The sequence below is a fragment of the Saccharospirillum sp. ABV4_185 genome, assembly GCF_056159245.1.
In genome coordinates, this window is the sequence record NZ_JBSWUW010000001.1 from 1,359,972 (window position 1) to 1,386,509 (window position 26,538).

The following is a 26,538-nucleotide window of genomic DNA, read 5'->3' on the forward strand; positions in this document are numbered from 1 at the left end:
CCGCAGAAAATTCACCCTGGCAGAACATTGTATTTTGCACCAAAGTGATAACACTATAGTCGCCCGTTTCGGGTCTCACACAAAGGATTTTTCGCGTGACGCGACTGAGCATCATCGTCGACCAGACAGCCGACTGGAAAGCCTACCACCCGACTGAAGACCTGCGCTCTGCTCAGGCGTATCTGGATGGCGCCGACCTGGAACCGCAGCGGGTGATTAATCTGTGCCGGTCCTACAAATACATGAGCCGCGGTTACTACGTCTCGCTGTTGGCGGAAGCGCGCGGCCACAAAGTCATTCCCTCGGTAAAGGCACTGACCGACCTGTCGCAACCGGCCATTTACGGGGTGTTCGATCAATCGATTAATAAGGCGCTGGACAAGGTCGCCGGCACCGCCAGCAAACACAGCTGGCGCATCTACTTTGGGGAAACTCAGCAGAGCGACCTCGCTGATGTATCGCGACAGTTGTTCGAGCGTTTTTCAGTGCCCATTCTGGAAGTGCGCTTTCACAAGAAGACCGATTGGCAATTGGCATCGGTGCGCGCCGTCGGTCTGAATAAACTGGGCGAAGATGAAGAAGGTTTTTTTGCCGAGAGTCTGGAACGCTTTTCCAAAAAAATCTGGCGCGCGCCACGCGCCAAGCGCAACTACCGTTACGATATGGCCATCCTGGTTAACAAAGACGAAGCGCTGCCACCGAGTGATAAGGCGGCGCTGCGCAAATTCGAGCGCGCGGCCAAACGTCAGGGCATGGATGTCGATTTTATTCAGCCCAGCGACTATTTTCGTCTGGCCGAATACGACGCCTTGTTTATTCGCGAAACCACCAATGTGAATCACCACACCTATCGCTTTTCGCGCAAGGCGGCGCACGAAGGCATGGTGGTGATGGACGATCCGGATTCGATTCTGCGCTGTACCAATAAAATTTATCTGTCGGATTTGATTCACAACCGCCGGCTGCCGGCGCCAGCCAGTCGTGCCATCAGCCAGGTAAGCAGCACGGTGTTGGGTGAGCTGGAAGCGGATCTCGGTTATCCGATGGTATTGAAGATTCCCGACGGTGCCTTTTCCCGCGGCGTGATCAAGGTGAATGACGCCGACGGCCTGAAACAAACGGCGGCGGACTTGCTGTCGCAAAGCGCCATCATTCTGGCTCAGGCTTATGTGCCGACCGATTATGATTGGCGCATTGGTGTGCTCGGTGGCCGCGCCATCTATGCCTGTCGTTATTTTATGGCCAAAGGACATTGGCAGATTTATAACCACGCCGCCAAACCCAGCCAGCAAAGCGGTGGTTTTGAAACCGTGCCCACGCACGAAGCGCCGCGCGCGGTGATTAAAGCGGCGCTCGATGTCGCCAGCGCTTTTGGTGACGGTTTGTACGGTGTGGATTTAAAGCAAAAAGGCGATGACGTTTATATCATCGAAGTGAACGACAACCCGTCCATCGACAGTGGTGTGGAAGATGCCTGGGCCGGTGATGGTCTGTACGACGCCATCATGGAGACGTTTCGTCAACGGCTCGATCGGCGTTGATCGGGCGACCACTCAAGTAAGGTGACACCACCGTCTCCAGATTGCGCAGCCGGTAAGGTTTGGACAGAAAATCGACCATGCCGGCGCGCAGACACTCCTGGCGCGAATCCAGAGTGGCGTTGGCGGTGAGAGCAATAATGGGGATCTCAAGGCCGTCGTGCTGTAACTGTCGTGCCACTTCCAGTCCATCCATTTCCGGCATTTGGACGTCCATTAAGATCAGGTCGTAATGCTGCTGTTGCGCCATCTCAAGGGCCTGACGACCGTTGTGGGCGATGTCCGCTTCGGCGCCGAGTTTTTCCAGCATGCGCCGGGCGATCACCTGGTTAATGGCGTTGTCTTCGGCAATCAGCACACGACCAGTCAACGGCTGGTTGGTCGGCTCAATGGCTTTTGGTGGGGCCACGGCTTTGACCGTTGCCGGTGCCCGCTGCAAAGGAAGGCTCAGCGTGAATTCACTGCCTCGACCCAGCTGGCTTTCCAGCGCCATCCCACCGCCCATCAATTCCGCCAGTTGCCGGCTGATGGCCAGGCCCAGGCCCGTGCCGCCTGCATGGCGCTGTTCCGGTCCGTTGGCCTGATTGAACGGCTGGAACAGGCGCTCGCGTTGATCCGCAGCGATTCCAATACCGCTGTCGCGTACCGCCAGTCTGACCCAGAGTTGATCGTCACCCTTATCTTCGACGGTGAGCCGCACCTGGATGCAACCGTTGTCGGTAAACTTGATGGCGTTGCCGATCAGGTTGAGCAGAATCTGGCGGATTTTGGCGTCATCACCGCGCACCCAAAGGCTGTCTGGCTGAGCATGTTGAAAACTCAACGCCAGATTTCGGGTTTGGGCCTGAGCCATAAAGACGGCGATTGAATGCGTCACCAGTTCGATTAAATCGAAGCGTGCGATATCGACCTGATGCTGACCTGACTCCAGTCGGCTGTAATCCAGGACGTCATTAATCTGTGCCAGCAAGGCATCCGATGATTGGTGCAGGGTATCGATCAGGTTGTCGTATTCGGCCTGGTCCTGCGCCTGTTCCATTAACTGGATGGTGCCGATGATGCCGTTCAGCGGGGTGCGGATTTCATGGCTCATCCGGGCCAGAAAATTCGCTTGCGCCTGGCGCGAATGTTCAGCGTTAAGGCGTAAACGACGCGTACGCAGTAAGGCAATCAGCATGGCGAGCATGGCCAGAGTGCCAAGCGTGCCAAGCAAAATCAGCACATCGCGGATGCGATAGTAAGTGGCCTGGACCAGCTCACTGCGCTGCACCGCCTGAATATAACCATTTTCGTAGAGGCGGAAGAAACTGAACTGAAAGGCTTCGCCCCAATTGGTTAGTTCATCGGCCAGCATCTGAGCGTCGGTCGATGACATCCGATAGACCTCAGTCTGATGCGCTTCGAGGAAAGCAATAATGTTCGATACTTTTTGGTAGAGCTCGGGGTCAACGCTGTGGGTGTAGTCGCCGGTGGAGCCTTCGGTCAGCAAAGCGGCGCGGCTCCAGAAAATTTCCGTATGCAATAAAGCGCGTTGACGATGTGCTTCGGTCGGTGCGACCAGATACAGATCGAGTGAGCCGCTCATGCGTTCCATTTCCACCTGCAGGCGGGAAATATGCCAGGGTCTTTCATCGCGCAGTTGCTCATCAAAACGGTCGATCTCGTTAGAGATCTTCACCACCAGAGCGCACAGCCAGACCAGCAAGACCAGAAAGGCAAGCGCCCAGAGCACGACAAATCCGTAGCGTTTCATCATGCGGGCTACTCCACCGGTTCCAGGCGTTGCAATTGCCAGATGGACCAGGAACGCACTTCACGATTGAGCAGCTCCGGTCGCTCGGCCCAGGGAAACACCAGCCAGAACGGACCTTTATCGCGCACGCGCATCGGTTCGCCATCGACCTGAACGGCAATAAAAGCGCCTTCATTGATGGCCGTAGCAACTGAAATGACGACGGAGTAACCGTTCAGTGCGCTGGCCAGCAAGTGTTCGGCGTCAACATCGGCGTTTTTGAGCACAGTTTCCAGGCGGGCACCTTCGAACCGCTGTATGCCGTCAGTCCAGGGGGTCGTGGTTTCGAGTGTCGTGGTTTCGAGCGCCAGCAGCTCAGCCTGAGTGTAGCGCACACTGCTGGTGTGACTGCTGACCACCAGATCGTAGGCAGAAGCCTGGCCGGCGAAGAGAAAAGCACCTATTCCCAGGTGAAGCAGGGGTCGAAAAATCCTTTCCAAGCGCATATCCGTGGGCCCGGGGTCTGAAACAAACGCTTACAATAAAGGAATGCGTCGCCAGGGCCAATTAGCCGAACAAATAATTATTTACTACCGACCAGTCCACAAATTTCTTATCCAGTGTCAGGCTGGCGTGAGCCGGACTGGTCGACGCCAGCCGGATCACCGGCAAGGCCGCGTAATCCGTGGGCAATGTCGGAATAACGTACTTGCGATAGCTGTCGAACGCCTTGGCACCGTTGCAGAAAACGGCCTGGGTTTGCGGCTGTCGTTCGAACCAACGGGCGAAATCGTTGGGCACAATGGACGATTCCACTATGTCCGAATCCAGGCTGGACGTGCGGGTACAGGCCGCCAGGACATCCCAGACACCCACACCACCGGCTTTTAACTGGGCGACTTTCTGCTGGTACGGCAAATCGGCATCGAAACCCAACAGCCGGGCCCATATCGGCCAAAACGCGTTGCGCGGATGGGCGTAATACTGTTGCGCCCGCAGCGAGGCCTTACCCGGCATGGAGCCGAGGACGAGAATTTTGGCCTGGTTTGGCTCGATGGGTGCGAAGCTTTGGATGGTGGGCATTTTTTTCGGGAGACGCTGGACGGGAGACGGAAGACGCAGGTTAGCGGAAGCAAGGTACGATTGGCAGTGGGTCAGGGGTTTCGATCTGTTGTTTCGGGAGACGCTGAACGGGAGCGGAACGCCGCCCGGACGGAAGACGCAGGTTAGCGGAACCGGGGCGCGATTGGCAGGTGCTGGTTTTGAACTTAGCGTCTGCCGTCTCCCGCTACCCCCCACCTCTTGTTAAACTGACGACTCCATTGCAACCGGTCCGCCACCATGTCCTACACCACCCTCCAAAAAACCTTCCATCGTCTTGCTCAGCTGGAGCACGCCCAGGCCATGCTGGGTTGGGATCAGGCGGTGATGATGCCGCCCGGAGGAAACTCGGCACGTGGTAAAGCCATGGCCGAATTAAGCGTGTTGAGTGCGGAAATCCTGCAGGATCCAACGCTCGCCGATGCCTTTAGCGCGGCCGAAAATGAAGCGGATTTAAGCGAATGGCAACGCGCTAACCTGCGCGAAATGACGGTGCAGTGGAAACAGGCGTTGGCGATACCGAAAGAGCTGGTCGAAGCTCAGGCTCTGGCCAGCAACGCATGCGAACACGCCTGGCGCACTCTGCGTCCGGAAAATAACTGGACCGATTTCGAACCTTTACTGCAAAGCGTTTTCGACCTGGCCAAAGAATCCGCTCAGGCATTAAATACAGCCCTTGCGAACGAACGCGGCTACGCCAACGACTATGACGCCCTGATCGACCTGTACGACCCGGGCACCCGCATGGCGCGCATCGACCCGGTATTTGATGAACTCAAAGCGACGCTGCCGGGCCTGCTGCAAGACATCCTCGATCGCCAGAACAGTCAGCCGCAACCAACGCTGCCGGCCGGCCCGTTCGCTATCGACAAACAGGATGCCCTGGCGCGCGAGTTAATGGGCAAACTCGGCTTCGATTTCAACGCTGGCCGCCTCGACCAGACCGCCCATCCGTTCAGCGGTGGCGTGCCGGAAGATGCCCGCATCACCACCCGCTACGACGAAAACAATGTCATTGAAGGGCTGATGGGTGTGATCCATGAAACCGGTCACGCCCGCTATGAAATGGGTCGCCCTAAAGACTGGCTCAGCCAGCCGGTGGGTCAGGCGATGGGCATGGGCGTGCACGAAAGTCAGAGTCTGTTTTTTGAAATGCAACTGGGACGATCGCAGCCTTTTATCGAAGCGCTGGCGCCGCTGTTGAATAAACACCTCGGCAAGGATCCAGCGTTCGAGCCTAATAATCTTCGTGCGCTCTACACTCAGGTTAAACCGGGCCTGATTCGCGTTAACGCCGACGAGGTGACCTACCCGTTGCATGTGATTCTGCGTTACGAACTGGAACGCGACATCATCCTTGGCCGCGCTGACGTAAGCGATATTCCCGAACGCTGGAACATCGCGATGGAAAAATACCTCGGTCTGGATACGCGCGGTAATTACAAAGATGGCCCGATGCAGGACATCCACTGGACCATGGGCGCGGTCGGTTATTTCCCGTCCTACACCCTGGGCGCCATGAACGCGGCCCAGTTGCATCAGGCATTGATCAAACAAGTACCCGGCGCGGCCGATGGCATCGGCAACTGGCAACTGCAGCCGATTTTTAACTGGTTGAGTGGCAAGGTTTGGTCACAGGGTCGCTTTTTTAATTACGACGACCTGCTGAAACATGCCAGCGGTGAAACCCTGAATTCAAGTTATTTTCTGGATCATCTGAAAGCGAGGTATCTGGCTTGAATAAAGCAGCCGGGCAGTTCAGCCAAGCCAAAATCAGCTTGCGTGAAGCGCAGCTAACCGATAAAGCCGCCTTGCTTGCGTTGGAGCAGGCGCTGATATCCGCAGAGCGACCTTTTAATGCGTCGTTAAAAACCAGCGGCGCTTATTATTACGATCTTGATCACTTGATCGACGATGCAGACACCCATCTGCTGGTGGGCGAAGTGTCGGGCGAAATCATTGCATCCGGCTATGCGCAAATTAGACGCTCAAAAGCAGCGCTGAATCATGATCGTCATGGTTACCTGGGTTTTATGTTTGTCGCCGAAAGCTATCGCGGTCAGGGTTTGAATAAACAGATCATGCAACGACTGATCGACTGGGGCAAAGCTCAGGGCGTCAGCAATTTTTATCTGGATGTTTACTCGCAAAATGCGTCGGCCATACGGGCTTATGAAAAGCTGGGCTTTACCTCCACGCTGATGGAAATGCAGTTGAGTCTGGAAGACTGAGGCGAATGACTAAAGGAGGTCGCATTAATGTCAGTGGTGATTCGTGAAGCTAGGCTTGCCGATGCTGAGCGACTCGCTGAGTTAATGCAGCAACTGGGTTATACCATCGCGCCAGCCAAGTTAGCCGATAAAATTGCTGACTTTTCGAAAAGTCATAGTGATACGGTCTTTGTTGCAGAACTCGATGACAACCTGGCCGGCTTTATTTCCTGCCATCTAACACCGCTGTTCCATCAACCTGGCAGCAGTGGTCGTATTACCAGCCTGCTGGTCGAGCAGAGCGTCAGAAACAATGGCATTGGACGACGATTGGTTGCTGAAGCGGAAAGCTTTTTTATCAGTCAGCAGTGTGTGAAATTTGAAGTCACCAGTGGGCTGGAGCGTTCTGAGACTCATTGGTTTTACCAAACGTTGGGGTACCAGGCAGATAATCTGCGCTTTATAAAAAATCTAAGCCCTTAAATATGAGCCCAGTTTTCTCGCCGCGCTGATAAAGAAGGCGTCTTCCTATGCGTTTGCAATACCGAAACACTCAACCTGCTGACGTGGACCAGCTTTTTGTGGTCCGTGCTCAAACCCGCGATAATCCAATTCCATTAGATCGCTTGGCTGAAATAGGCATTACGCCAGCATCGACGCGTCGGTCTATAGAGCTGGGGCAATGGTGTAGTTGGGTAGCGGCGTCTGGAGATGACATCGTTGGTTTTTGCAGTGGCGATATGAACACCGGCGAAGTGCTGGTGTTGGCCCTACTGCCAGAATTTGAAGGTCAGGGAATTGGTCGGCGGTTGTTGAGCCATGTCGTGGCCGAGCTTAAGCAGAATGGATTCAGTACCCTTTGGTTGGCCGCAGACAGCAACTCTAAGGTCCGGGCGCATGGGATTTATCGCAAATTGGGTTGGCAGCCGAACGGCGAGAGCCTGGAAAACGGCGATGAGATTTTGTTGCTGCGCACTGAAGATCAACAGTAGGTTGGTTTAGTCGCCGGTTAATACCATTGTTTTAACTTTAACCGCTTTCTCAAAATGATCCAGCTGATGCGTTTGAATCCACCAGGTGGCCGCTTCCATCAGTAATTCAGGATCATCATTTTTGTTGGCAAAGAACGCATAAAATGACAGGCCAACCTTGTCGCCTTTGGCAGCAATTTTTTGATCGCAAACCTGGATGATTTTTTCGCGAAGTGACGCCCGCATTCAGTGCGTTCCCGCGCCTAAGATTCTCATCAAATCGCTTCCAACTTCGCATACTGCATCATCAACCAACGCTCACTGCCGTCATCGAACGCCACCTGCACACGCGCCTGGGCACCACCACCTTCGGCATTGATTAAGGTGCCTTCACCAAACATCGGATGCAGCACGCGCTGGCCTAAGCTGAAGCCACCGGCGTCCATCGCCATGTCTTCCTGTAAACCGAAACTGACCGGTCGCGAGACGCTCGAGCGCAGCCGCACTTCGTTCATCAGTTCAGCAGGGATTTCTTTGATAAAACGCGATACCGAATTGAATTGTTCCGAGCCATAGAGGCGGCGGCTTTCGGCGTAGGTCAGCGTCAGGTTTTTGCGGGCACGGGTGATGCCGACATAGGCCAGACGACGTTCTTCCTGCAAACCACTGGCGTCGTCCATCGACATCTTGTGCGGGAACAAACCTTCTTCCATACCGACCAGAAAGACCTGTTCGAATTCCAGCCCCTTGGCCGAGTGCAGCGTCATTAAGTTCACGCTGTCTTCAAATTCGTCGGCCTGGCGGTCGCCGGCATCGAGTGAGGCTTCGCCGAGGAATTGCGCCAGTAATTGTATTGGCGTTTCGGCCTCGTCGTCGCCGGCAAAACTCTGGGCGGCAGTGACCAGTTCCTGGAGGTTTTCGATGCGGGCGCGGGCTTTTTCGCCTTTTTCTTTTTGCTCGTAGTGTTCGATCAATCCGGAGGCGTCGTTGATTTTTTCGACCATCTTGCCCAGTTCTTCCTGCTCGCTGACCAGGGCTTCGAGGTCGGCGATCAACAGCATGAAGTCGGCCAGCGCATTGGCCGCACGCGCAGGAATGGCTTTGTTTTCGACGGCGTTGGCGCTGGCTTCCCACAGTGAACAGCCCTGATCGCGGGCGATGGTGCGAATGGCTTCCACCGTTTTGCCGCCAATGCCGCGCGTTGGTACGTTGTTGACGCGTTCAAAGGCGGCGTCGTCCTGACGGTTTAATACCAGTCGCAGGTAGGCGACGCTGTTGCGAATTTCCTGGCGTTCGTAGAAACGCTGGCCGCCGTAAATGCGGTAGGGAATCTGGCTGTGGATCAGCGCTTCTTCCAGCACCCGGCTCTGGGCGTTGGAGCGATACAACATGGCGATGTCGGAGGCGGAGGTGCCGCCGTCGATCAGCCGGCTGATTTCGTCGGCCACATAGCGCGCTTCGTCCTGTTCGTTGAAGGCGGCGTACAGACGAATCGGGTCGCCTTTGTCGCCTTCGGTCCAGAGGTTTTTGCCCAGTCGCGCTGGGTTACGGGCGATGACCGCGTTAGCGGCGTCGAGGATGGTTGAGGTGGAACGGTAGTTCTGTTCCAGGCGCACGATGTGGGTGCCGGGGAAGTCGTGTTCGAAGGTTTGGATGGTTTCCACCTTGGCGCCGCGCCAGCCGTAAATGGACTGGTCGTCGTCGCCGACGATGGTCAGGCTCAGCCGGTCGCCGGCGAGCACGCGCAGCCAGGCGTATTGAATGGTGTTGATGTCCTGAAATTCGTCCACCAGCAGGTGGGTGAAGCGTTGCTGATAGTGCGCCAGGATGTGCGGTTGGTTCAGCCACAGCTCGTGGGCGCGCAGCAACAGTTCGCCAAAATCGACCAGGCCGGAGCGTTCGCACAGTTCTTCGTAGAAGCGGTAGATTTCCACCAGTGCTTCACCAAACCAGTCGCCGTTGCTGAAGGAAGCCGCCGCGCGAATGCCTTCATCTTTCTGACGGTTGATATAGCCCTGAGCCTGCTTGGGCGGCACCCGGTCGTCGGGAATGCCGCGCTCGGTCATCACCCGCTTGACCAGCCGCAATTGGTCGTCGCTGTCCATTACCTGGAAGTTTTCCGGCAGGCCGGCATCGACGGTGTGGGCCTTCAATAACCGATGCGCCAGACCGTGAAAAGTACCCAGCCACAAGCCGGTACTGGGCGATTCGAGTAACTCTTCCACCCGGCCGCGCATCTCGCGTGCGGCCTTGTTGGTGAAGGTAACCGAGAGCACTGAATAGGGCGACGCCAGGCCGGCGGCAATCAGCCAGGCGATGCGATGCGTCAGCACTCGTGTCTTGCCACTGCCGGCGCCAGCGAGCACCAATAAATGCTGGGCGTCGCTTTCCACGGCCTGGCGTTGTTCGGGGTTCAGTTGGTCGAGCAGGGCGTTGAGGTCCATCGGCATCAATAGCTGTACAAAAAAACAGGGAATGGAGTGTACCAGAAGGAAGGCCGGGCTGGGGATGGCAGATTGACGACTGCCGGGTCGCCGTTATTCCTTGGCGTCATGGCTGCCTTCGGGGGCGCCGTTGGTCAGCAGGGCGACCTGGATAATGGGCAGCAGGTCGGCTTCGTCGAGGTTGTCGATATTGATCGAGCCGGCCATCTTCAGCACGCCCAGTAAGCGCAGCGTTGCCGTTAAAATGGCCTGGCGTTCGTCGGGGGTTTTGCCCAGATCGTGCAGCGGGGTCACCATCTTGGCGTAAATCTCAACGGGCAAATGATCGATGGTGTCAGCGGCGCTGAGGGTATAGGCGCTCGCTGCCTCGGCTACCGTCGGCCAGGCAGCGAGGCTGTCCATCCGGCCTTCGCCGGCGGCCAGCCAACCGACTGATAGCTGAGCCGCTTTGGCCAGTTGACACAGATGTCGGAGCGTTGGCTCGGACTGACCAGAGCGCCACTTACGTAATACCGAGGTGGAGACGCCCGCCTGCTTCGCCATGGCGGTGGCACCGCCGGCTCGTTGTATCGCCACATTCAGACGCTGCATAAAGTCATCTGAGCTTCGATCAGTTGCCCGGTCAGCGTGATCTTGTGCAATTGAATGTGCCATTTTTTAGTTTAATCCATTGATTTAATTGAATTTTTATAAATCGTCATATTTATGGCGATTATTTGCTGAAAAGCGCCATAAAAGTTGAATGTCGACCCAAACGTGTGCACTATGCGGTTATATCGCAACAAACATGGCGCACTGCTTTTGTTTTATGACTACACAAAATGACGCTAAAAAAACCAGCCTTGAAGACTGGCATCGTGCCGACATCGTAGCCGCAGTGCGCAAGGCCGGCTGGAGCCTGCGTCGGTTGGCAGTGCATCATGGTTATGCCTCGCCCAGCACACTGACCAATGCCCTGGCCAGGCCCTGGCCCAAGGGGGAACGCATCATCGCTGACGCCATAGGTGTGGCGCCGCAGGTGATCTGGCCCAGCCGCTATGCCGACAAGAATACCACTGGCAACGCCAAGCGCCGAGACTAGGTCGCATAATGTGACCCTGATGGCGTCTGTTTGTCAGCCAGCGAGGCTGGCAACCTCAGCCTCACTGATTTTGCCACGCGGTTAATCGGCTAATAGCGGTACCGGCATTGCGCAGCAACAAGCCCTCGTCCAAACAGCAGGCCCTGGAGTAATGATGCCCTGGTTCCCGCCTGTTCCAGGCCGACGACCGTTATCGGTATTGGCCGGTAAAGCGCCAAAAATGAACTATACTGATGCAAATTACTCTCATCTCGGTATTACGCCGAGCCATGGCGATCTGCTGATGCATCAACCCCAGGACACGCTGCGTTTTCTACGCCATTCGCTGATGCTGCGTTATAGCTCGCTGCTGTGGATCAGTTCGTGGCTGTTGGCCAGCGTCTGCACGATCATGCGTGAGGCACCCTTTGCCGGTTATGAGTTGGGTCTGATGGCCTTGTTAACGCTGGTGGGTATCGCGTTTGCGCATTGGGGCGGGCAGCATCTGAAACAGCGGCCAGGCTGGCGGCCGGATATCTGGATTAGCGCGCTGGCCGTGGTGCACGGCATTTACTGGGGCGTTCAGGCGAGCGCTGGCGGGCTCTGTCTGACCCTGGGGATTGCCTATGCGGTGCTGTCCTGCATCGCGCTGATTCCACAGTGGCGCAGCCAGGTGGCGGCCTGTCTGCCGGTGTTGTTGATTCCCGTCTTTGCAGAACCAGGGTTACCGAACCAGACCTTGATCGAACTGCATTTGCCACTGATGTTGCTGATTCTGCTGGCTTCCTGGCAGGCCAGCAATATGGCGAAACGCAACCTGGAAAGTCTGATCGACCGCCGCCGTCTGGCTACTCAGTTGTCGCGCCACAGCGATGAGTTGGAAAGTATTGTCAGCCGTCGCACCGCCGAGCTGGAAGCGATTAACCAACGCCTGAACGATGAAGTCGGCCTGCGCCAGCAGGTCAACCAGACGCTGCTGAAAAGCGAAGAACAGATGAACATGGCGATGGCCGCCAGCGGTATTGGTTTCTGGGATTGGGACATCACCGGCCGGCGCGTCTATCACTCCGATCAGCAGCGGTTTTTTGGTCAGGTGACCGACGCGGTCGATTACATCGATCTCGAAGCCTGGGTCGATGCGGCCGACCGCGCTCTGGTGCGCCGGGCGCTGCGTGCCCATCTGAAAGGGCGCACCCGGTTTTACCACGCCCGTTACCGCCTGCACCGCCCCGATGCCGATCGCCCGATCTGGCTGGAAGACAGCGGCCGGGTGATTTCTCGTGACGATCAGGGCCGGCCCCAACGCATGGTGGGCACGCGCCGTGATATTTCCAAAGACATGCGCTTGCAGGAAGAATTACGACTGTCGTCATCGCTGTTCAATAACAGCCCCGATGGCGTCTTTGTGCTCGATAGCGATCAGCGTCTGCGCACCTGCAACCGGGTGTTCAGCCAGATAATCGGGCGGCAGAAAAGCCAGCTGGTCGGCCAGGGTCTGTTCGATGTGATTCGCACCGAACAGCGCAATCGCATCGCCCAGGGCATGACCAACAACGGCCGTTGGCAGGGCGAGATCGTAGCGCTGCGCGATGGTCATTATCGGTTTCCGATGCGGCTGACGCTGAGCGCCATTCGCAGCACCGATGGTCGTACCAGTCATTATCTGGGCATCGCCCGCGATCTGACCGAGCAGCAAAACAAAGCGCTGGAACTCGATTATCTGAACAACTATGACAAGCTGACCGGCCTGTTCAATCGAGCTTACTTCCATCAATTGCTCAAGCAGTTCGAAAGCCATGAGCCGTTGATGTCGAACCAATACGCGGTGGCGGTGATGAACCTCGATCGCTTTAAGGCGATCAACGAAAGCCTGGGCCAGGACGTCGGTGATCAGTTGCTGCGCGATGTCTCCGCCCGCCTGAACAATCTGCAGGATCCGGTGCGTTCGGTCGCCCGCCTCGGCGGCGATGAATTTGCGTTGCTGCTCGATTATGGCGGCGATCGGCAGGCGCTTGATACCGCTTTGCTGATGGCGCTCGAAGAAGTCAGCCGGCCCTGCCTGATTGGCGAACACGAACTGATCATCACCGCCAGCATGGGCGTCTGTCTGGTGCATCGCGATAATCTGCACCAGCTGTTGAACCAGGCCATCACCGCCATGGGTCAGGCACGACAGCGCGGCGGCAATACGCTGCTGTTCTACCGTCAGGCGTTGAGCGACCGTCCGGCCGAACGCCGCAAGCTGGTGGAGGAACTCAGCCAGGCCGCGACCACCGATCAGTTGAGTGTCGATTACCAGCCCAAGCTGAATCTGAAAACCGGCATGATCGATTCGGTCGAAGCGCTGGTGCGTTGGCAACATCCGCAGCGTGGCCCGATCGATCCGGAAGACTTTATTCCACTGGCCATCGATGCCGGTCTGATTGGCCGCATCAGCGATGCCGTGCTGCAACGCGCCTGTGTCGATGCGGCGCGCTGGCAACGTCAGGGGCTGGGTGACATCGCCGTATCGGTCAATCTTTCGGCCAGTCAGGTCTACCGCGACGATCTTTATGATCGCGTCGCCAATGCCCTTAAACAAAGTGGTCTGGAAGCGCGCTACCTGGAACTGGAAGTGACCGAAGCCATGCTGATGGAAGACGCCAATCACGCTCAGGATTTTCTCAACCAGCTGCGCACCCTGGGTGTCGGCCTGACGCTGGATGACTTCGGCACCGGCTACACCTCGCTTAACTACCTCAAGCGTTTCCCGATTCAGGCGCTGAAAATTGACCGCTCCTTTCTGCAGGAATGGCGTCAGGGTGAAAGCAGCCCAGTGATCGAAGCCATTATGGCCATGGCCGACAGTCTCAAGATGGGCGTGGTCGCCGAGGGTGTGGAAAGCCGTGAGCAACTGAATTATCTGAAACGACTCGGCTGTGGTCATGCCCAGGGTTATTTGATCAGCCGGCCGCTGCCGGCGGAAGAGATGTTTACCCTGATCCGTCACACCAACCTGCCACAGGTATTCGACAGCACCGATCGCGTGCATTGACAACGCAGATTGGTCTTGCGTCTGAGAACCTTTCTCGCATGGGCACATATCCTGCTTACATTTTGCCACCTGGTCGCAGCTGGGGGCCGAAAGTGAGTCCTTTCAGGCGTTCACAGTTTTGCCACAGCCGCTGACTAAAATGTGTTTTTCGTTCGGGCACCAACCAGGTACCCGGCGTCGATAAACCAAAAAAGAACAAGAAACGGCAGTCGCCATTTAAAGGAGCTGATCTCATGTCTGTGAATCTGTTTGATTTGGAACTGGCTAATATCGAGGACAATCAACTGCACAAACCGGCAGATACCAGCGAAAACAAGCGTTCCACCAATCATCGTCGGTTGGCGGCGCGTCGCGCGATTGAAGACCATCTGGAGCAAAATCGCTTGCGGAAGGATCTGGATGATTTGGATCTGGAACTGTTCTGATCGGTCGTTAAGACCGCGAAAAGCGCCCTAGGGCGCTTTTTTTATGGCCGTCACCCTTGTTACACAAGCTCACACCCGGGTGTTACCAAGCGTTACCCAACCGGCATGGTTGGGGATTAACCGCGGAATTGCTCCACAACTGCGGACAGATGCGACACCAGAGGCGTCGCTCAAGGTGTCACTCAGGGCGTCGGCAGTTGCTGACGCAGCTCAGCCAGCTCGGCCGGCGCAAAGGCGACCGGGGTGAGCAGACTCAACAGGGCGGTGCGAGCCGAGGCATTGGATTGTCGCATCTGCGCATCCAACTCAGCGGCCCAGCGATCCAGGCGGCTGAACAGCGCCTCGCGCTGCGCGTCCGACAGTCGCGCCACCGCCCGTTCCGGCAAGATCAACATACCCCAGGTGTAGACCACCGGCTGGTCGGTCAGATAATCCAGTCGGCTGTGCCAGTTTAAGGTCAGGGCGGCCGCTGGTGGTGCAATCAGAGCGTCGATTGCACCGGTTTCGAGCGCCGCCAAGACATCACCCACGCCCAGAACCGCAAAGTCGATAGCCACACTGCTGCTGAAATTCCGCACCGTTGGTGTATCCGGCAGCCAGAGTTTGCTCGCCTGCAAACCGGCCATGCCCTCCACCGGTTGCTGCGACATTAAAAAAGCAAAGCCACCGTCGAGCGGACCGAAACCGTGCCAGCCCTGTTCGTTTAACTGGGCACGAATGCGCGGATCGAATTGATCGCGAGCCGTATCCACGGCATCCAGTGAATCAAATTGAAACGGCTGACTGATGCCGTCAGCCGGGACGTTCAGCAGTGACAGGGTGCTGCTCGAGACCAGGGCGCCGTGCAACTGACCGACGCGAATCTTGCGCAGCACCGTTGGATCGTTGCCCATTACCCCGCTGGGATAGAGCTTGAGCTCCAACTCGCCGCCGGTGGCGTTGGACAAGTCGTGAGCTAAGGCGTTTAGGCTGGTGACCGCCACGGATCCGGGTGGATATTGAGTGGCGATTTTCAGTTCGACGGCCTGCGCCGATGCCACAAAACACAACGTCAAAAGGGAACTCAGCAAGGCTCGCATAAAGGCTCCGTGCAAAAAGCTGACAGCTTAAAGCGGACCTGTTGCAAAGCTGTTGCAGTGGCGGCGTTTGTGCTGGACAAGGCGAAAGGCAAAAGGCAAAAAAGCGGCCCTCAATCCCTGAGGGTGCTGACACTCAAACCTTGTAGTTCAAACCTTATAGTGCGCTAACTGCTGTTGCAGGCTTTCAGCCAGGCGGATCATGGTTTCGCTGGCGCTGCGGGTCTGGTTGGCCTGGGTGGCGGTGTCCTGAGCGTTGCCATGAATGCGCTCCAGGGTGGTGTTGATGTCTTCAGCCACACGGCTCTGCTCTTCGGCGGCGCTGGCGATATCGGCATTGCGTTCGGTAATGCTGCCCACCGCTTGCCGGACCTGATTGATGGCCGAACCGGATTCCTCGGCTTTGGAGGTCAGGTTTTCGGACAGATCCTGAGTGGAGCTCATCATCCGCGCCGTGGCTTTGGCGCCGTTCTGCAGCTGTTCAATCTGACTGCGAATAGAGTCGATGGAATCCTGAGTGCGGTTGGCCAGCATCCGTACTTCATCAGCAACGACCGCAAAACCCCGGCCTTGTTCGCCGGCGCGTGCCGCTTCGATGGCTGCGTTCAGGGCCAGCAGGTTGGTCTGTTCGGCGATGCCGTGAATCACTTCCAACACACCGCTGATGGCGTCGCTGTGTTGGTCGAGTTCTTCGACGGCACGGGCGCAATCGGCAATGGTCTTGGCCTGTTGTTCGATGACCTGGATGGTCTGCTGCACCAGATCATGACCACTGTGTGCCTGGCTGTCGGCCGAGCGTGCGGCGGCTTCGGCGGCACTGGCGCTGTCGGCGACGTTCTGAGCGGTCATCGACATCTCGTGCATGGAGGTGGCGACCTGTTCGGTATCGGCGGTCTGCCGACCGATCGACAGACTGGATTGCTCCGCCACCGTCCGCAAACCCTGGGCCGCATTCAGTACTTCTATTGATGACTGGCCGACGCTGCGAATGGTGTCCTGCACCTTGGCCAGCAGCTTGTCGAAACCCTTGGCCATCTGGCCGAATTCATCGCGACTGTTGGACGCAAAGCGCGCCGTCAAATCGCCCTCACCTTCGGCAATGTCGTTGACCAGACGAATCATGCGCTGCATCGGTCGGGTGACTACGGTCGACAGCAACAGATTGATCGCCACAATCAGCAGCGCGCCGATGACGATAATGGCACCGGCGATCAGCAGTGAATCGGACAAAATAATGCTGTTAAGTTCATGGCGTGAATAGGTCGAGACGACCTTGTAACCCCAGCGATCAAAATTCGTTTCAGTGAACGCCCAGTGATCGTGATCACCCTTCAACGCCGCTTCGACGGTGGCGGTGTCGACATTGCTGGAATGCATGCGCAGACGGCCTTTGTCGTCGACCAGAGCGGTAAAGCCATCCTCGAGCACCGAAGCTTCGGCAATGGCACTTTCGAGCACGCTCATATCGGCTGAATAACCGACGTACCAGATACCCACCACCTCATTGCGAGCGTTGAACATGGGCGCGTAGCCGGTGAGATAGGGTTTGCCAAGAATATCGACCTGGCCATAAAACGCCTGGCCGGATTCGATGGCGCGAAAAGCCGCGCCGCCGGGGGTCAGAATGGTGCCAGTGGCGCGCTTACCTTCGTTCTGGACGTTGGTGGAAACGCGCACATAGTTTTCGCCGTCGAACACAAAGAGCGTGGCGGTGCCGCCCATATCGGCGGTGAGTTCGTCGACCAGATCATAGCGATTGGCCTGGGCATCGCCACCGAGCCAGAGTTGCGGCACGGAGCGTTCGCCGACCTGAGTATCACCAGCCAGGCGGGGGGTGCCGATGGCCTGGCCGCGCTTGATCAGCACCGCCATACTGCTGCGCACGCGATCCATCATGATGGAGTCGGTGATGGTCAGCAGTCGAATCATACGGCTGCCCGCTTGTTGGGCCTGGTTTTCTGCGGTTTGTGTCAACTCATGGTTGCGCGAAATAACGGTAAAAATCGCTGTGATGGCGATGACCAGCGAGATCAACAAGGTCACTGCCAGGGAGAACTTTTTTCTGACAGACATAAGGGTCTGCTCCTTTTCCAATTAACAGCCAATAACAGTTCGCGCCGGTCTTTTTGGAACCCGCGAAAACGTTTTGCTAACAACATCTGCAACAGTGCACACAAGCGATGACTCATCGCTGTCCAAGGGCGCAGTAACACCGCAGCGATTCGGAAGAGATCAGCCTTATTATTGGCTGTTATCACTTATTTAGGCGTTGCTTATATAGCTGTCAAACGCTGACCACTGCTAGATTTTCAGGCGGTTAGAAATGGGATTTGTTTGCGTTATTTGCTGGGGATAATGGCGGTTTTTTGGGGCTGAGATAAACGCGGTAACCGCTCTGCAATAAGGCTTTACTGCTGGGTTCAGCACAGGTCGAAGCAGCGCCGGCAAAACGGGTGGTGATGTTCGGCGGATGGGACGCACAATCTTAGCCGCGGTGTTTGCAATCCAGCTTGTCAGCAGGCAGTGCGTTGCTGATACCAGAGCGCCTCTCGAACGCTGTGGTATCAGCTGGGTTTTGGCTTCAGGCCGATACTTTAAAACGCGCCACCAGTTCATTCATGCTCGCCGCCAACTGTGCCAAATCGTCACTGGAGGTTTGCACCTGTTGCGAACCCTGGGCGGTTTCGTTGCTCAGATCACGCAGCGTGACCAGATTACGATCCACTTCCTTGGCGACCGATGCCTGCTGTTCAGCGGCGCTGGCGGACGCCATATTGCGGTCGTTGATATCGCTGATCAGGGTGGCGATGGTCGATAAGGCATCGGCCGCTTCACGTCCGCTGGTCAGGGTGTGGCTGGCCTGCTCGTTGTTGGACCGCATGGCCCCCACCGCGGTTTCGGTGCCACTTTGCACCGCTTCGATGATGGTTTCGATTTCGGCGATAGAATCCGCCGTGCGTTGCGCCAGACCGCGCACTTCTTCGGCAACCACCGCAAAACCGCGGCCGTGTTCACCGGCGCGGGCCGCTTCGATGGCCGCATTTAACGCCAGTAAGTTAGTCTGATCGGCAATTTCACCAATCACTTCCAGCACCGAGCCAACGTCGGTTACCCGGTTTGCCAGGCTTTCCATGCTTTGGGCGTTGTTTTGCACGCTGCTCACCAACTCTTCGATGGCGCTCAGGGTGGCGTCCACCTTGCCTAAACCATAGCGGGTACGCTCGTCGGCCTGGCGCGATTGGTCGGCGGTGCTGGTGGCGTTGCCGGCGACTTCCTCGATGGCCGCGGTTAATTCATTCACCGCCGTGGCGGCCTGTTCAATTTCTTCTGACTGGCGTTGAGCGCTGTCGTTGGCGGCATTGGTGATGCTGCTCAGGGCGTCGGAGGCGGTGCTCAGTTGTGCTGAGGAGTTGGACAAGCTGGCCAGGGTGTCGCGCAGATTGTCCTGCATGCGCACCAGCGCCTGCATCAATTCGGTGGCCTCGTCGTGACCGCTTAGCTGGATGTCGCTGGTCAGGTCGTTGGCGGCGATGTGGTTGGCAATCTGCACCGCTTCGCGCAGCGGGCCGGTTACTGAGCGGGTTAACCGCCAGGACAGCAGCAGAATCAGCACCGCGATGCCGGCTAATAATCCCAGGGTGGTCAGTTGCGTCTGAAGGTAACTGCGATTGGCGATATCCGCCACGGCGGCGATGCGGTTTTTCTGTTCGTCGATGGTGGCGTGAATGCGTTCGTCGATGGCGGCGGCCAGCGGCGCGGCGTCTTCATCGAGCATGTCGCGGGCACCGATGTTGTCGAAGCCGGCCACCATTTCCCAGACGCGATCGTTCAGTTGCCAGTAGGCGGCCAGATCCGTCTCGATCTCCGCCAGCATCGCCTGCCCGCTTTCGGTTTGCACCAGGGCGGCGTAATTGGCCTTGGCTTGGTTCAAATCTTCCCGTGCCTGGTCGAGTTTGGTGCGAAGCAGCTCGCGCTGTGTCGAGGTCAGCGCCGACATCAGGTTGGCGGTCTGGGTGCGCACCTGCATAAAGGCGTTGTTGAGGTTGCTCACCGCAATCAGGGTGGGCACGTTCTGAGCGTCGATCTGGGTAATTTCATCTTTGAGTTGCCCCAGACGTTGCAGGCCGTAAAGCCCCAGACCAAAGAGCAGAACCAGCGTCGTGCCGAGAATCAGCGCCAGCCGTAATCCGATATTGATTCTACGCAGCATGCGATGTCTCCAAACCCTTACTGCGAGCGAAAACGCTACGGAATAAGAGAAACCAGTGAATGGCCGAAAACTAACGCAAGACCGGGGCCAGCTAGGTTCTGATTGCGGCTGGTTAAGGTGTTTTAGCGTCACTCAGGTCGTTTTTGGGCAGCAGACTGAGCGGCCTGCTGCCCAGAGCACGGTGGGCGGCTTACAACTTGAAATGACCCACGAGTTTGTTGAGTTGCTCCGCCAGCCGCGCCAGCTCCTGACTGGAGGCATTGGCCTGCTCGGCGCCGGCGGCGGTCTGGGTCGCCAGGTCGCGCACCGTGATCAGGTTACGGTCCACTTCCCGCGCGACCTTTGCTTGTTGTTCGGCGGCACTGGCCGAGGCGGTGTTGTGGTTGCTGATGCTGCTGATCAGGGCGGCGATGGCGTTCAGGGCTTCGCCGGCTTCACGGCCCGTTTCCAGGGTGCTGCCGGCACTGTCGTTGCTCGTGTTCATGGCACCGACAGCGCGTTCGGAGCCCGCTTCCACCGCCTCGATGATGCGTTCAATCTCGTGTGTCGAATCGGCGGTGCGTTGTGCCAGGCTGCGTACTTCGTCGGCGACCACCGCGAAACCGCGGCCGTGTTCGCCCGCCCGGGCCGCTTCGATGGCGGCGTTCAATGCCAAGAGGTTGGTTTGTTCGGCAATGCCGCGAATGACGTCCAAAACCGAGGTAACGTCGGCGATTTTTGACGACAGGTCTTCAATATCGGCGGCGGTGTTTTTGATCACCGTCACCAGGCTTTCGATGGAGCTGATGGTGCGGCCAACCTGCTCCAGGCCATAACGCGACCGTTCTTCCGCCTGCTGGGATTCCTGGGCGGTTTCGTTGGCGTTATTGGCGACTTCTTCGATGGCGGCGGTCATTTCGGTAACGGCGGTCGCCGCCTGATCCAGCTCTTCAGACTGTTGCTGCAAGCCTTGGGTGGATTCGCGACTGACCGCGCTGAGTTCTTCCGAAGCGGATGCCAGTTGATCGGATGATTCGTTAATGCTCATCAGGGTCGTCCGCAGATTTTCCTTCATGCGCTGTAGGGCGCTGAGCATCTGGCTGGCTTCATCGCGGCCGATGATGTCGATATCGCCGGTCAGATCATTATCAGCGACGATGTTGGCAACCCCGATGGCCTGGCGGATCGGTCCGACAATGCTGCGGGTCAGCCAGATGGCGCAGAAGATCACCAGCACGATCACCGCGCCGATCGCGCCAAGGATCATCATCCGGGCCATGCTGAAGGTTTGCTGGGCGACGGTGGAAGAATCGCGGATACGCTGTTTCTGGAACTGCACCAACTCGGCAATTTTACCACTGATGGTGGCGGCCAGCGGAGCCAGATCGGCCTCCAGAATTTGCTCTGCCTGCTCTTCGCGGCCGGCTAACGCCAGTTCCCGCAAACGTTCATTCAACGGCCAGTATTGATCAAAGCCCTCCAGCATCTGGCCATAAATCTCAATGGCGGCTGGCGCGCGCATCAGCCCTTCGAATTCAATTTTGGCGTCTTCCAGAGCGGCCTGGGCGGCATCGACATTGGTGGAGTAGCGTTCAACCATCGCTGCATTATCTGAGGTCAGCATATTGGCCGTCTGGATGCGCACCATCAAAAAATTGCTGTTGATGCTGACGATGGCTTCCAGGCTGGGCAGTCGATGAATATCGATGGTGACGATTTCGTCATTCAGGTAACGCAACTGGTTCAGCGCAAAACCGCCCAGAGCAATCAGGAATAAGACAATAACAGCAAAGAAAAGCCCTAGTCGTGGGCCGATAGAGATGTGTCTAAGCATGCTTGCCCCTCCTTGGTGGCAATACCACTGACAATGCCTTTTGCATCGACGGATGCAGTTTCTGGGTTATCGACCGTGATATTGCGCGCTTTAGTGAAACGGGCGCTCCGTTGAGGCGCCTTAGACCATTGGTCTAACCCCATACCAAAGTATAAGCGCTGACCTGCAGGCGGAGTGTTAGGTTGCTATCGCTCGCAACTGCCTTTATCCCGTCCCGTCCGGTGGCAGTAAAACAACAACAAGATGGAGGAAAACTCGATGAGCTTCGAGAGCAAAGAGCACGCCGCCCAGTACTGGCGTGAAAATGTTCGTCTGTTGCTCACACTGCTGGTGATCTGGTTTGTCGTTTCATTCGGCGCCGGAATTCTGCTGGTAGATGTGTTGAACGAAATTAAATTCTTTGGGTTCAAGCTGGGCTTCTGGTTCGCTCAGCAAGGCGCGATTTATGCCTTCATTGTGCTCATCTTCGTCTACGTGAAGAAGATGAATACATTGGACCGCAAGTACAACGTCCACGAAGACTGAGGAGCGCCCCATGGATATCCAAACCCTAAGTTATCTGTTTGTGGGCGCGACCTTTGCGCTCTACATCGGCATCGCGATCTGGTCGCGTGCCGGTTCTACCAACGACTTCTACGTCGCCGGTGGTGGTGTTCCTGCCGTTGCTAACGGTATGGCGACCGCCGCGGACTGGATGTCAGCCGCCTCCTTCATTTCCATGGCAGGGATTATTTCCTTCGCCGGTTATGACGGTTCGGTTTACCTGATGGGCTGGACCGGTGGTTACGTGCTGCTGGCTCTGTGTCTGGCGCCTTACCTGCGTAAGTTCGGTAAGTTCACCGTGCCCGACTTCATTGGTGATCGTTACTACAGCCAAAGCGCTCGGGTTATCGCCGTAATCTGCGCCATCTTCGTGTCGTTCACCTATGTGGCCGGCCAGATGCGTGGTGTGGGTGTGGTGTTCTCGCGCTTCCTGGAAGTGGGCGTTAACACCGGTGTGATCATCGGTATGGTCATCGTCTTCTTCTACGCCGTACTCGGTGGCATGAAGGGCATTACCTACACCCAGGTGGCTCAGTACTGCGTGATGATCTTCGCTTATATCGTTCCGGCGATCTTCATCTCCTTGCTGATGACCGGCAACATCATCCCGCAGTTGGGCTTCGGGGGCAGCGTTGCTGATGGCACCTCTTTGCTGACGAAACTCGATGGCCTGTCGACGGAGCTGGGCTTTGCTCAGTACACCGAAGGCTCCAAGCCGATGATCGATATCTTCGCCATTACCTGCGCGCTGATGGTCGGTACTGCTGGCTTGCCGCACGTGATCGTACGTTTCTTCACCGTACCTAAGGTGTCTGATGCTCGCCGCTCTGCCGGTTGGGCCTTGGTGTTCATCGCCATCCTGTACACCACTGCGCCGGCCGTTGCGGCTTTCGCTCGGGTGAACATGATCAACACCATCAACGGCGAAGACGCTCAGGGCACGCTCTATGAAAACGCCCCGAGCTGGATCAGCAACTGGGAAAAAACCGGTCTGATCAGTTGGAACGATAAGAACAATGATGGCCGTATGTTCTACGCTGCCGATGAGCGCAACGAAATGAGCATCGACCGCGACATCATGGTTCTGGCTAACCCGGAAATTGCTGAACTGCCGAACTGGGTAGTGGCGCTGGTTGCTGCTGGTGGTATGGCGGCTGCACTGTCGACTGCTGCGGGTCTGTTGCTGGTGATCTCGACCTCAATTTCGCATGACTTGTTGAAGCGAAATCTGATGCCCGATATCACCGATAAACAGGAATTGATGTACGCGCGTTTGGCCGCTGCGGTGGCTGTGATTGTGGCCGGTTATCTGGGTATTAATCCGCCCGGCTTCGTGGCGCAGGTGGTCGCCTTTGCCTTCGGCTTGGCAGCATCGAGCTTCTTCCCAGCCATTATTCTGGGCATCTTCCACAAGAAGATGAACAAAGAAGGCGCGCTGTCCGGCATGGTTGTTGGTATCACCTTCACCGCCGCTTACATCATCTACTTCAAGTTCATCAACCCGGGCGCCAATGTCTCTGACAACTGGCTGTTTGGTATCTCGCCGGAAGGCATCGGTACTGTGGGTATGATTCTGAACTTCGTGGTCGCTTTCGTGGTTCACAAAGTGACTGGCGATGCTCCGGATGAAGTGCAAGACGTGGTCGAAAGCATCCGCTTCCCGAAAGGTTCTGGCGCTGCTTCTTCACACTGATCACTGTTGTGATTGATGAAAAACCGGGGCGCAAGCCCCGGTTTTTTTATGAGTGAACAAAGCTCGCAGTGCTATGCTGAAACAGCGTATAGGAGGCCGTTATGAGCAATGCCGACGATCTCAAAGATGTGGTCGATTTTCTCGCCGAGACTTTACCGTTTTCGGCCCTGCCTGCGGACGATCGATTGGACGTCGCGCAACGCCTGAGTGTCGATTACATTCCGCGTCACGTTAATGAACCCCTGGCGCTGGCGCCAACGCTGTACATCATCCGCACCGGCGCTTTCGAATTACGCACCGCCGATGGCGAATTGCTCGACCGCCTTGGCGAGCACGATTTATTCGGTCTCAATACCTTGCTCACCGGCAACCCCGAAGGCCTGACCGTGTTCCCAATTGAAGATGCGCTGGTCTACAAACTCAGCGCCGAAGCGGTGAAGGCCTTGAGTGCCAGCTATGATCCAGTGGGCGATTTTTTTCAGCAGGTCAGCAGCCAGCGACAACGGCTGAACCGGCTGGCGCGCAATCGCCAGAACCGGCCGCGTCTGGAACTGCAATTAACGCAGAGCGTGCGCGATGTCACCACTGCGGCCGCGCCTGTTGCCTGCCCACCAACCACCAGTATTCAGGATGCCGCCCGGCTGATGCGTGACCAGCGCGTGTCGTCCTTGATGTTGCTCGATGGTGACGTTCTGGGCGGCATCGTCACCGACCGTGATATTCGCAATCGCGCCGTCGCCGAAGGCTTGGATCTGCATCGCCCGGTGGCCGATATTGCTACCACCGATCCGGTTACTGTCAGCGCCAGCGCGCCCTTGTTTGATGCGCAGAAAATGATGAGTCAGCATCGCATTCATCACCTGCCGGTTATGGACGGCGAGCGTCTGGTCGGCATGATTACCGCCACCGATCTGGTGCGCGCCCAGCAGGTTTCGCCGCTGTTTTTAATCGACGATATTCAACGCCAGACCAACCTCGATGCGTTGGCCGAATTGCGCCATCGCGTGCCGGCGCTGATTCACAACTGGGTGCAGGCGGAAATTAGCCCGGTGGAAATGGGTCGGGTATTGGCGGCCATTGGCGATGCCTTTGTGCAGCGCTGCATTGCGCTGGCGCAACAAGAGCTGGGCGAGGCGCCGATGAAATTCGCCTGGCTGGCGTTTGGATCACAGGCGCGCATGGACCAGACTTTTGCTTCCGATCAGGACAACGCTCTGATACTCGAACGTGAACCCAACGAACCCGAGGCCGATTATTTTCGCCACCTGGCCGACTGGGTTTGCCCGGCCTTGGCGCGCTGCGGCTATGTGTTGTGTCCGGGTGACATCATGGCGAGCAATCCCAAGTGGCGTTTATCCGTAGCCGGCTGGCAACAACAATTCACCCGCTGGATTGACGAAGCCTCGCCCAACGCCTTGCTGCACAGCACCATCTTTTTTGATGTTCGCGTCATTGATGGGGACGCCGATTTACTGCTGCCAATTCACCGCGCTTTATTGGCACGAACTCCCAAGGCCGACCTCTTTCTGGCGTTGCTGACTCAGACAGCAGTACGTAGCCGACCGCCGTTGGGTTTTTTCCGTCGCTTTGTGGTGGAAAGCGGTGGCGCGCACGAAGACGCGCTCGATTTAAAACATCGTGGCGTAGCGTTAATCAATGACCTGGCGCGTATCTATGCGCTCGCCGGTGGCATCAGCGCGGTCAGCACCACAGCACGTTTGCAGGCGGCATTGGAGGCGGGTTTGCTCGAAGCCGATCTGGCACACAGCCTGATCGAAGCCTGGCATTTAATCGCAGCGCTGCGCATTGAAGAACAAAGTGAAGCGGTGCGCCGCGATGAAACGCCGACCAGTTTTCTCGACCCGGATGCACTCAGTCCGCTGATGCGTGCTCACCTTAAAGACGCCTTCGGTGCCATCGGTCAGGCACAGCAGACGGCGCTGCAGCGTTATGCCCGAGGCCAATATGGCTAAGTCGCTGTGGTACCAACGACGCTTCTGGGTTTTAGATCTGGAACTGACCGGTCTGGACCCGGCCGAAGATCATGTGCTGAGTGCCGGCTGGGTGAGCATTGAAGGCGGCGAAATCCGCCTTGAGCAAGCTGGTCATTGTTTGTTTCAGCAAAGCGCCATCATGGGTGACGATGTTATGGGCAGCGCTCATTTGCATCATATTACCGATCAACAACGCGAAAGCGGCGCGCAATTATCCAGCTGGTTAGAACAATCCCTGCAACAGCACGCCGAGGATATCTGGGTGTTTCATCACGCACCTTTGGACAGCGGTTTTCTTAAAGAACAGTGTCGTCGTTTTCAATTGCACTGGCCCAAACCCACCATGCTCGACACCCTGGCATTCGAACGTAAACGCCTGCCACGCGATATGCCGCCCGGCTATCGCGATTTAACGCTGACGGCCTGTCGTCGTCGTTATGGCTTGCCCATTTATCGTTCGCATCACGCCTTGAGCGATGCGCTGGGGACGGCGGAATTGTTGCTGGCGCAGATTCGTTCGCGTCTGGGAAAGGACGCCACGTACAAAGACCTGTTGCGCGCCTATCGCTGATTCTGTGACCTGGTCGGCTACACCGAACCCTTGAAAGTAACTCTGACAGCCTCACACAGAAATCCGCTGGGCGATTGAGCATCGCTGTGCCCAGCCTGGCCAGGCAGTATCGCCCGATGTTGC

General features: G+C 56.9%; 22 protein-coding genes. 12 read left to right on the forward strand and 10 right to left on the reverse strand.

What is annotated here, in order from left to right:
* Positions 1–95 precede the first annotated feature (95 nt).
* Positions 96–1,541, forward strand: coding sequence for a RimK family protein (locus ACXAE6_RS06305; RefSeq protein WP_475145853.1), 1,446 nt, complete (start codon positions 96–98; stop codon positions 1,539–1,541).
* Here the strand turns inward: ACXAE6_RS06305 and ACXAE6_RS06310 are convergent.
* The 3 genes from ACXAE6_RS06310 to ACXAE6_RS06320 form a co-directional block, all read right to left on the reverse strand.
* Positions 1,504–3,294 carry a response regulator gene (locus ACXAE6_RS06310; protein ID WP_475145855.1) on the reverse strand — a complete coding sequence of 597 codons (1,791 nt, stop codon included), beginning with the start codon at positions 3,292–3,294 and terminating at the stop codon, positions 1,504–1,506. The genes ACXAE6_RS06305 and ACXAE6_RS06310 overlap by 38 nt on opposite strands.
* 5 nt (positions 3,295–3,299) lie before the next feature.
* Positions 3,300–3,770, reverse strand: coding sequence for a putative pterin-binding protein (locus ACXAE6_RS06315; RefSeq protein WP_475145857.1), 471 nt, complete (start codon positions 3,768–3,770; stop codon positions 3,300–3,302).
* A gap of 67 nt (positions 3,771–3,837) precedes the next feature.
* On the reverse strand, positions 3,838–4,353 hold the full coding sequence (locus ACXAE6_RS06320) for a DNA-deoxyinosine glycosylase (RefSeq protein ID WP_475145859.1): 516 nt from the start codon (positions 4,351–4,353) through the stop codon (positions 3,838–3,840).
* 258 nt (positions 4,354–4,611) lie between these two features.
* Between ACXAE6_RS06320 and ACXAE6_RS06325 the strand changes: the two genes are divergently transcribed.
* From ACXAE6_RS06325 to ACXAE6_RS06340, 4 genes are read left to right on the forward strand one after another with little or no spacing between them, the layout of a single operon-like run.
* Positions 4,612–6,111, forward strand: coding sequence for a carboxypeptidase M32 (locus ACXAE6_RS06325; protein ID WP_475145861.1), 1,500 nt, complete (start codon positions 4,612–4,614; stop codon positions 6,109–6,111).
* The gene (locus ACXAE6_RS06330) at positions 6,108–6,602 is read left to right on the forward strand and encodes a GNAT family N-acetyltransferase (RefSeq protein ID WP_475145863.1); all 495 of its coding nucleotides are present in this window, start codon (positions 6,108–6,110) and stop codon (positions 6,600–6,602) included. Before ACXAE6_RS06325 ends, ACXAE6_RS06330 begins: the two co-directional genes overlap by 4 nt.
* Before the next feature lie 27 nt (positions 6,603–6,629).
* Positions 6,630–7,064, forward strand: a complete 435-nt coding sequence (locus ACXAE6_RS06335; protein ID WP_475145866.1) for a GNAT family N-acetyltransferase — start codon at positions 6,630–6,632, stop codon at positions 7,062–7,064.
* A gap of 47 nt (positions 7,065–7,111) precedes the next feature.
* Positions 7,112–7,573, forward strand: coding sequence for a GNAT family N-acetyltransferase (locus tag ACXAE6_RS06340; RefSeq protein ID WP_475145869.1), 462 nt, complete (start codon positions 7,112–7,114; stop codon positions 7,571–7,573).
* Between the two features lie 6 nt (positions 7,574–7,579).
* On the opposite strand, the gene ACXAE6_RS06345 is transcribed toward ACXAE6_RS06340, so the two are convergent.
* From ACXAE6_RS06345 to ACXAE6_RS06355, 3 genes are all read right to left on the reverse strand, one after another.
* Complete coding sequence (locus ACXAE6_RS06345; protein WP_475145872.1) at positions 7,580–7,798, reverse strand: DUF6500 family protein; 219 nt, start codon at positions 7,796–7,798, stop codon at positions 7,580–7,582.
* A 29-nt stretch (positions 7,799–7,827) separates the two neighbouring features.
* Positions 7,828–9,996 (reverse strand): DNA helicase II, encoded by a 2,169-nt coding sequence (gene uvrD / locus ACXAE6_RS06350; protein ID WP_475151715.1) that lies wholly within the window; start codon positions 9,994–9,996, stop codon positions 7,828–7,830.
* 93 nt (positions 9,997–10,089) lie between these two features.
* The gene (locus ACXAE6_RS06355; protein ID WP_475145874.1) at positions 10,090–10,587 is read right to left on the reverse strand and encodes a helix-turn-helix domain-containing protein; all 498 of its coding nucleotides are present in this window, start codon (positions 10,585–10,587) and stop codon (positions 10,090–10,092) included.
* A 217-nt stretch (positions 10,588–10,804) separates the two neighbouring features.
* Here ACXAE6_RS06355 and ACXAE6_RS06360 point away from each other — a divergent pair, with 217 nt between their 5' ends.
* From ACXAE6_RS06360 to ACXAE6_RS06370, 3 genes are all read left to right on the forward strand, one after another.
* The gene (locus tag ACXAE6_RS06360) at positions 10,805–11,077 is read left to right on the forward strand and encodes a helix-turn-helix domain-containing protein (RefSeq protein WP_475145877.1); all 273 of its coding nucleotides are present in this window, start codon (positions 10,805–10,807) and stop codon (positions 11,075–11,077) included.
* Positions 11,078–11,297: 220 nt separating this feature from the next.
* The gene (locus ACXAE6_RS06365; protein WP_475145880.1) at positions 11,298–14,090 is read left to right on the forward strand and encodes a putative bifunctional diguanylate cyclase/phosphodiesterase; all 2,793 of its coding nucleotides are present in this window, start codon (positions 11,298–11,300) and stop codon (positions 14,088–14,090) included.
* A gap of 233 nt (positions 14,091–14,323) precedes the next feature.
* Positions 14,324–14,515 (forward strand): PA3496 family putative envelope integrity protein, encoded by a 192-nt coding sequence (locus ACXAE6_RS06370; protein ID WP_108163513.1) that lies wholly within the window; start codon positions 14,324–14,326, stop codon positions 14,513–14,515.
* 182 nt (positions 14,516–14,697) lie between these two features.
* Here the strand turns inward: ACXAE6_RS06370 and dctP are convergent, their stop codons facing one another.
* The 4 genes from dctP to ACXAE6_RS06390 all read right to left on the reverse strand — a co-directional run bounded on the left by dctP (position 14,698) and on the right by ACXAE6_RS06390 (position 21,614).
* On the reverse strand, positions 14,698–15,594 hold the full coding sequence (gene dctP, locus ACXAE6_RS06375) for a TRAP transporter substrate-binding protein DctP (RefSeq protein WP_475145883.1): 897 nt from the start codon (positions 15,592–15,594) through the stop codon (positions 14,698–14,700).
* A 147-nt stretch (positions 15,595–15,741) separates the two neighbouring features.
* The gene (locus ACXAE6_RS06380) at positions 15,742–17,664 is read right to left on the reverse strand and encodes a methyl-accepting chemotaxis protein (protein ID WP_475145886.1); all 1,923 of its coding nucleotides are present in this window, start codon (positions 17,662–17,664) and stop codon (positions 15,742–15,744) included.
* A 508-nt stretch (positions 17,665–18,172) separates the two neighbouring features.
* Positions 18,173–19,801, reverse strand: coding sequence for a methyl-accepting chemotaxis protein (locus tag ACXAE6_RS06385; protein WP_475145889.1), 1,629 nt, complete (start codon positions 19,799–19,801; stop codon positions 18,173–18,175).
* A gap of 190 nt (positions 19,802–19,991) precedes the next feature.
* Positions 19,992–21,614 carry a methyl-accepting chemotaxis protein gene (locus ACXAE6_RS06390; RefSeq protein WP_475145891.1) on the reverse strand — a complete coding sequence of 541 codons (1,623 nt, stop codon included), beginning with the start codon at positions 21,612–21,614 and terminating at the stop codon, positions 19,992–19,994.
* 258 nt (positions 21,615–21,872) lie between these two features.
* Here ACXAE6_RS06390 and ACXAE6_RS06395 point away from each other — a divergent pair, with 258 nt between their 5' ends.
* The 4 genes from ACXAE6_RS06395 (at position 21,873) to ACXAE6_RS06410 (ending at position 26,415) form a co-directional block, all read left to right on the forward strand.
* Positions 21,873–22,139, forward strand: a complete 267-nt coding sequence (locus ACXAE6_RS06395; RefSeq protein WP_475145892.1) for a DUF4212 domain-containing protein — start codon at positions 21,873–21,875, stop codon at positions 22,137–22,139.
* Between the two features lie 10 nt (positions 22,140–22,149).
* Positions 22,150–23,850 (forward strand): sodium:solute symporter family protein, encoded by a 1,701-nt coding sequence (locus tag ACXAE6_RS06400; protein ID WP_475145894.1) that lies wholly within the window; start codon positions 22,150–22,152, stop codon positions 23,848–23,850.
* A gap of 101 nt (positions 23,851–23,951) precedes the next feature.
* The gene (locus tag ACXAE6_RS06405; protein ID WP_475145897.1) at positions 23,952–25,823 is read left to right on the forward strand and encodes a DUF294 nucleotidyltransferase-like domain-containing protein; all 1,872 of its coding nucleotides are present in this window, start codon (positions 23,952–23,954) and stop codon (positions 25,821–25,823) included.
* Positions 25,816–26,415 (forward strand): 3'-5' exonuclease, encoded by a 600-nt coding sequence (locus tag ACXAE6_RS06410; RefSeq protein WP_475145899.1) that lies wholly within the window; start codon positions 25,816–25,818, stop codon positions 26,413–26,415. Before ACXAE6_RS06405 ends, ACXAE6_RS06410 begins: the two co-directional genes overlap by 8 nt.
* The last annotated feature ends 123 nt before the right edge of the window (positions 26,416–26,538 follow it).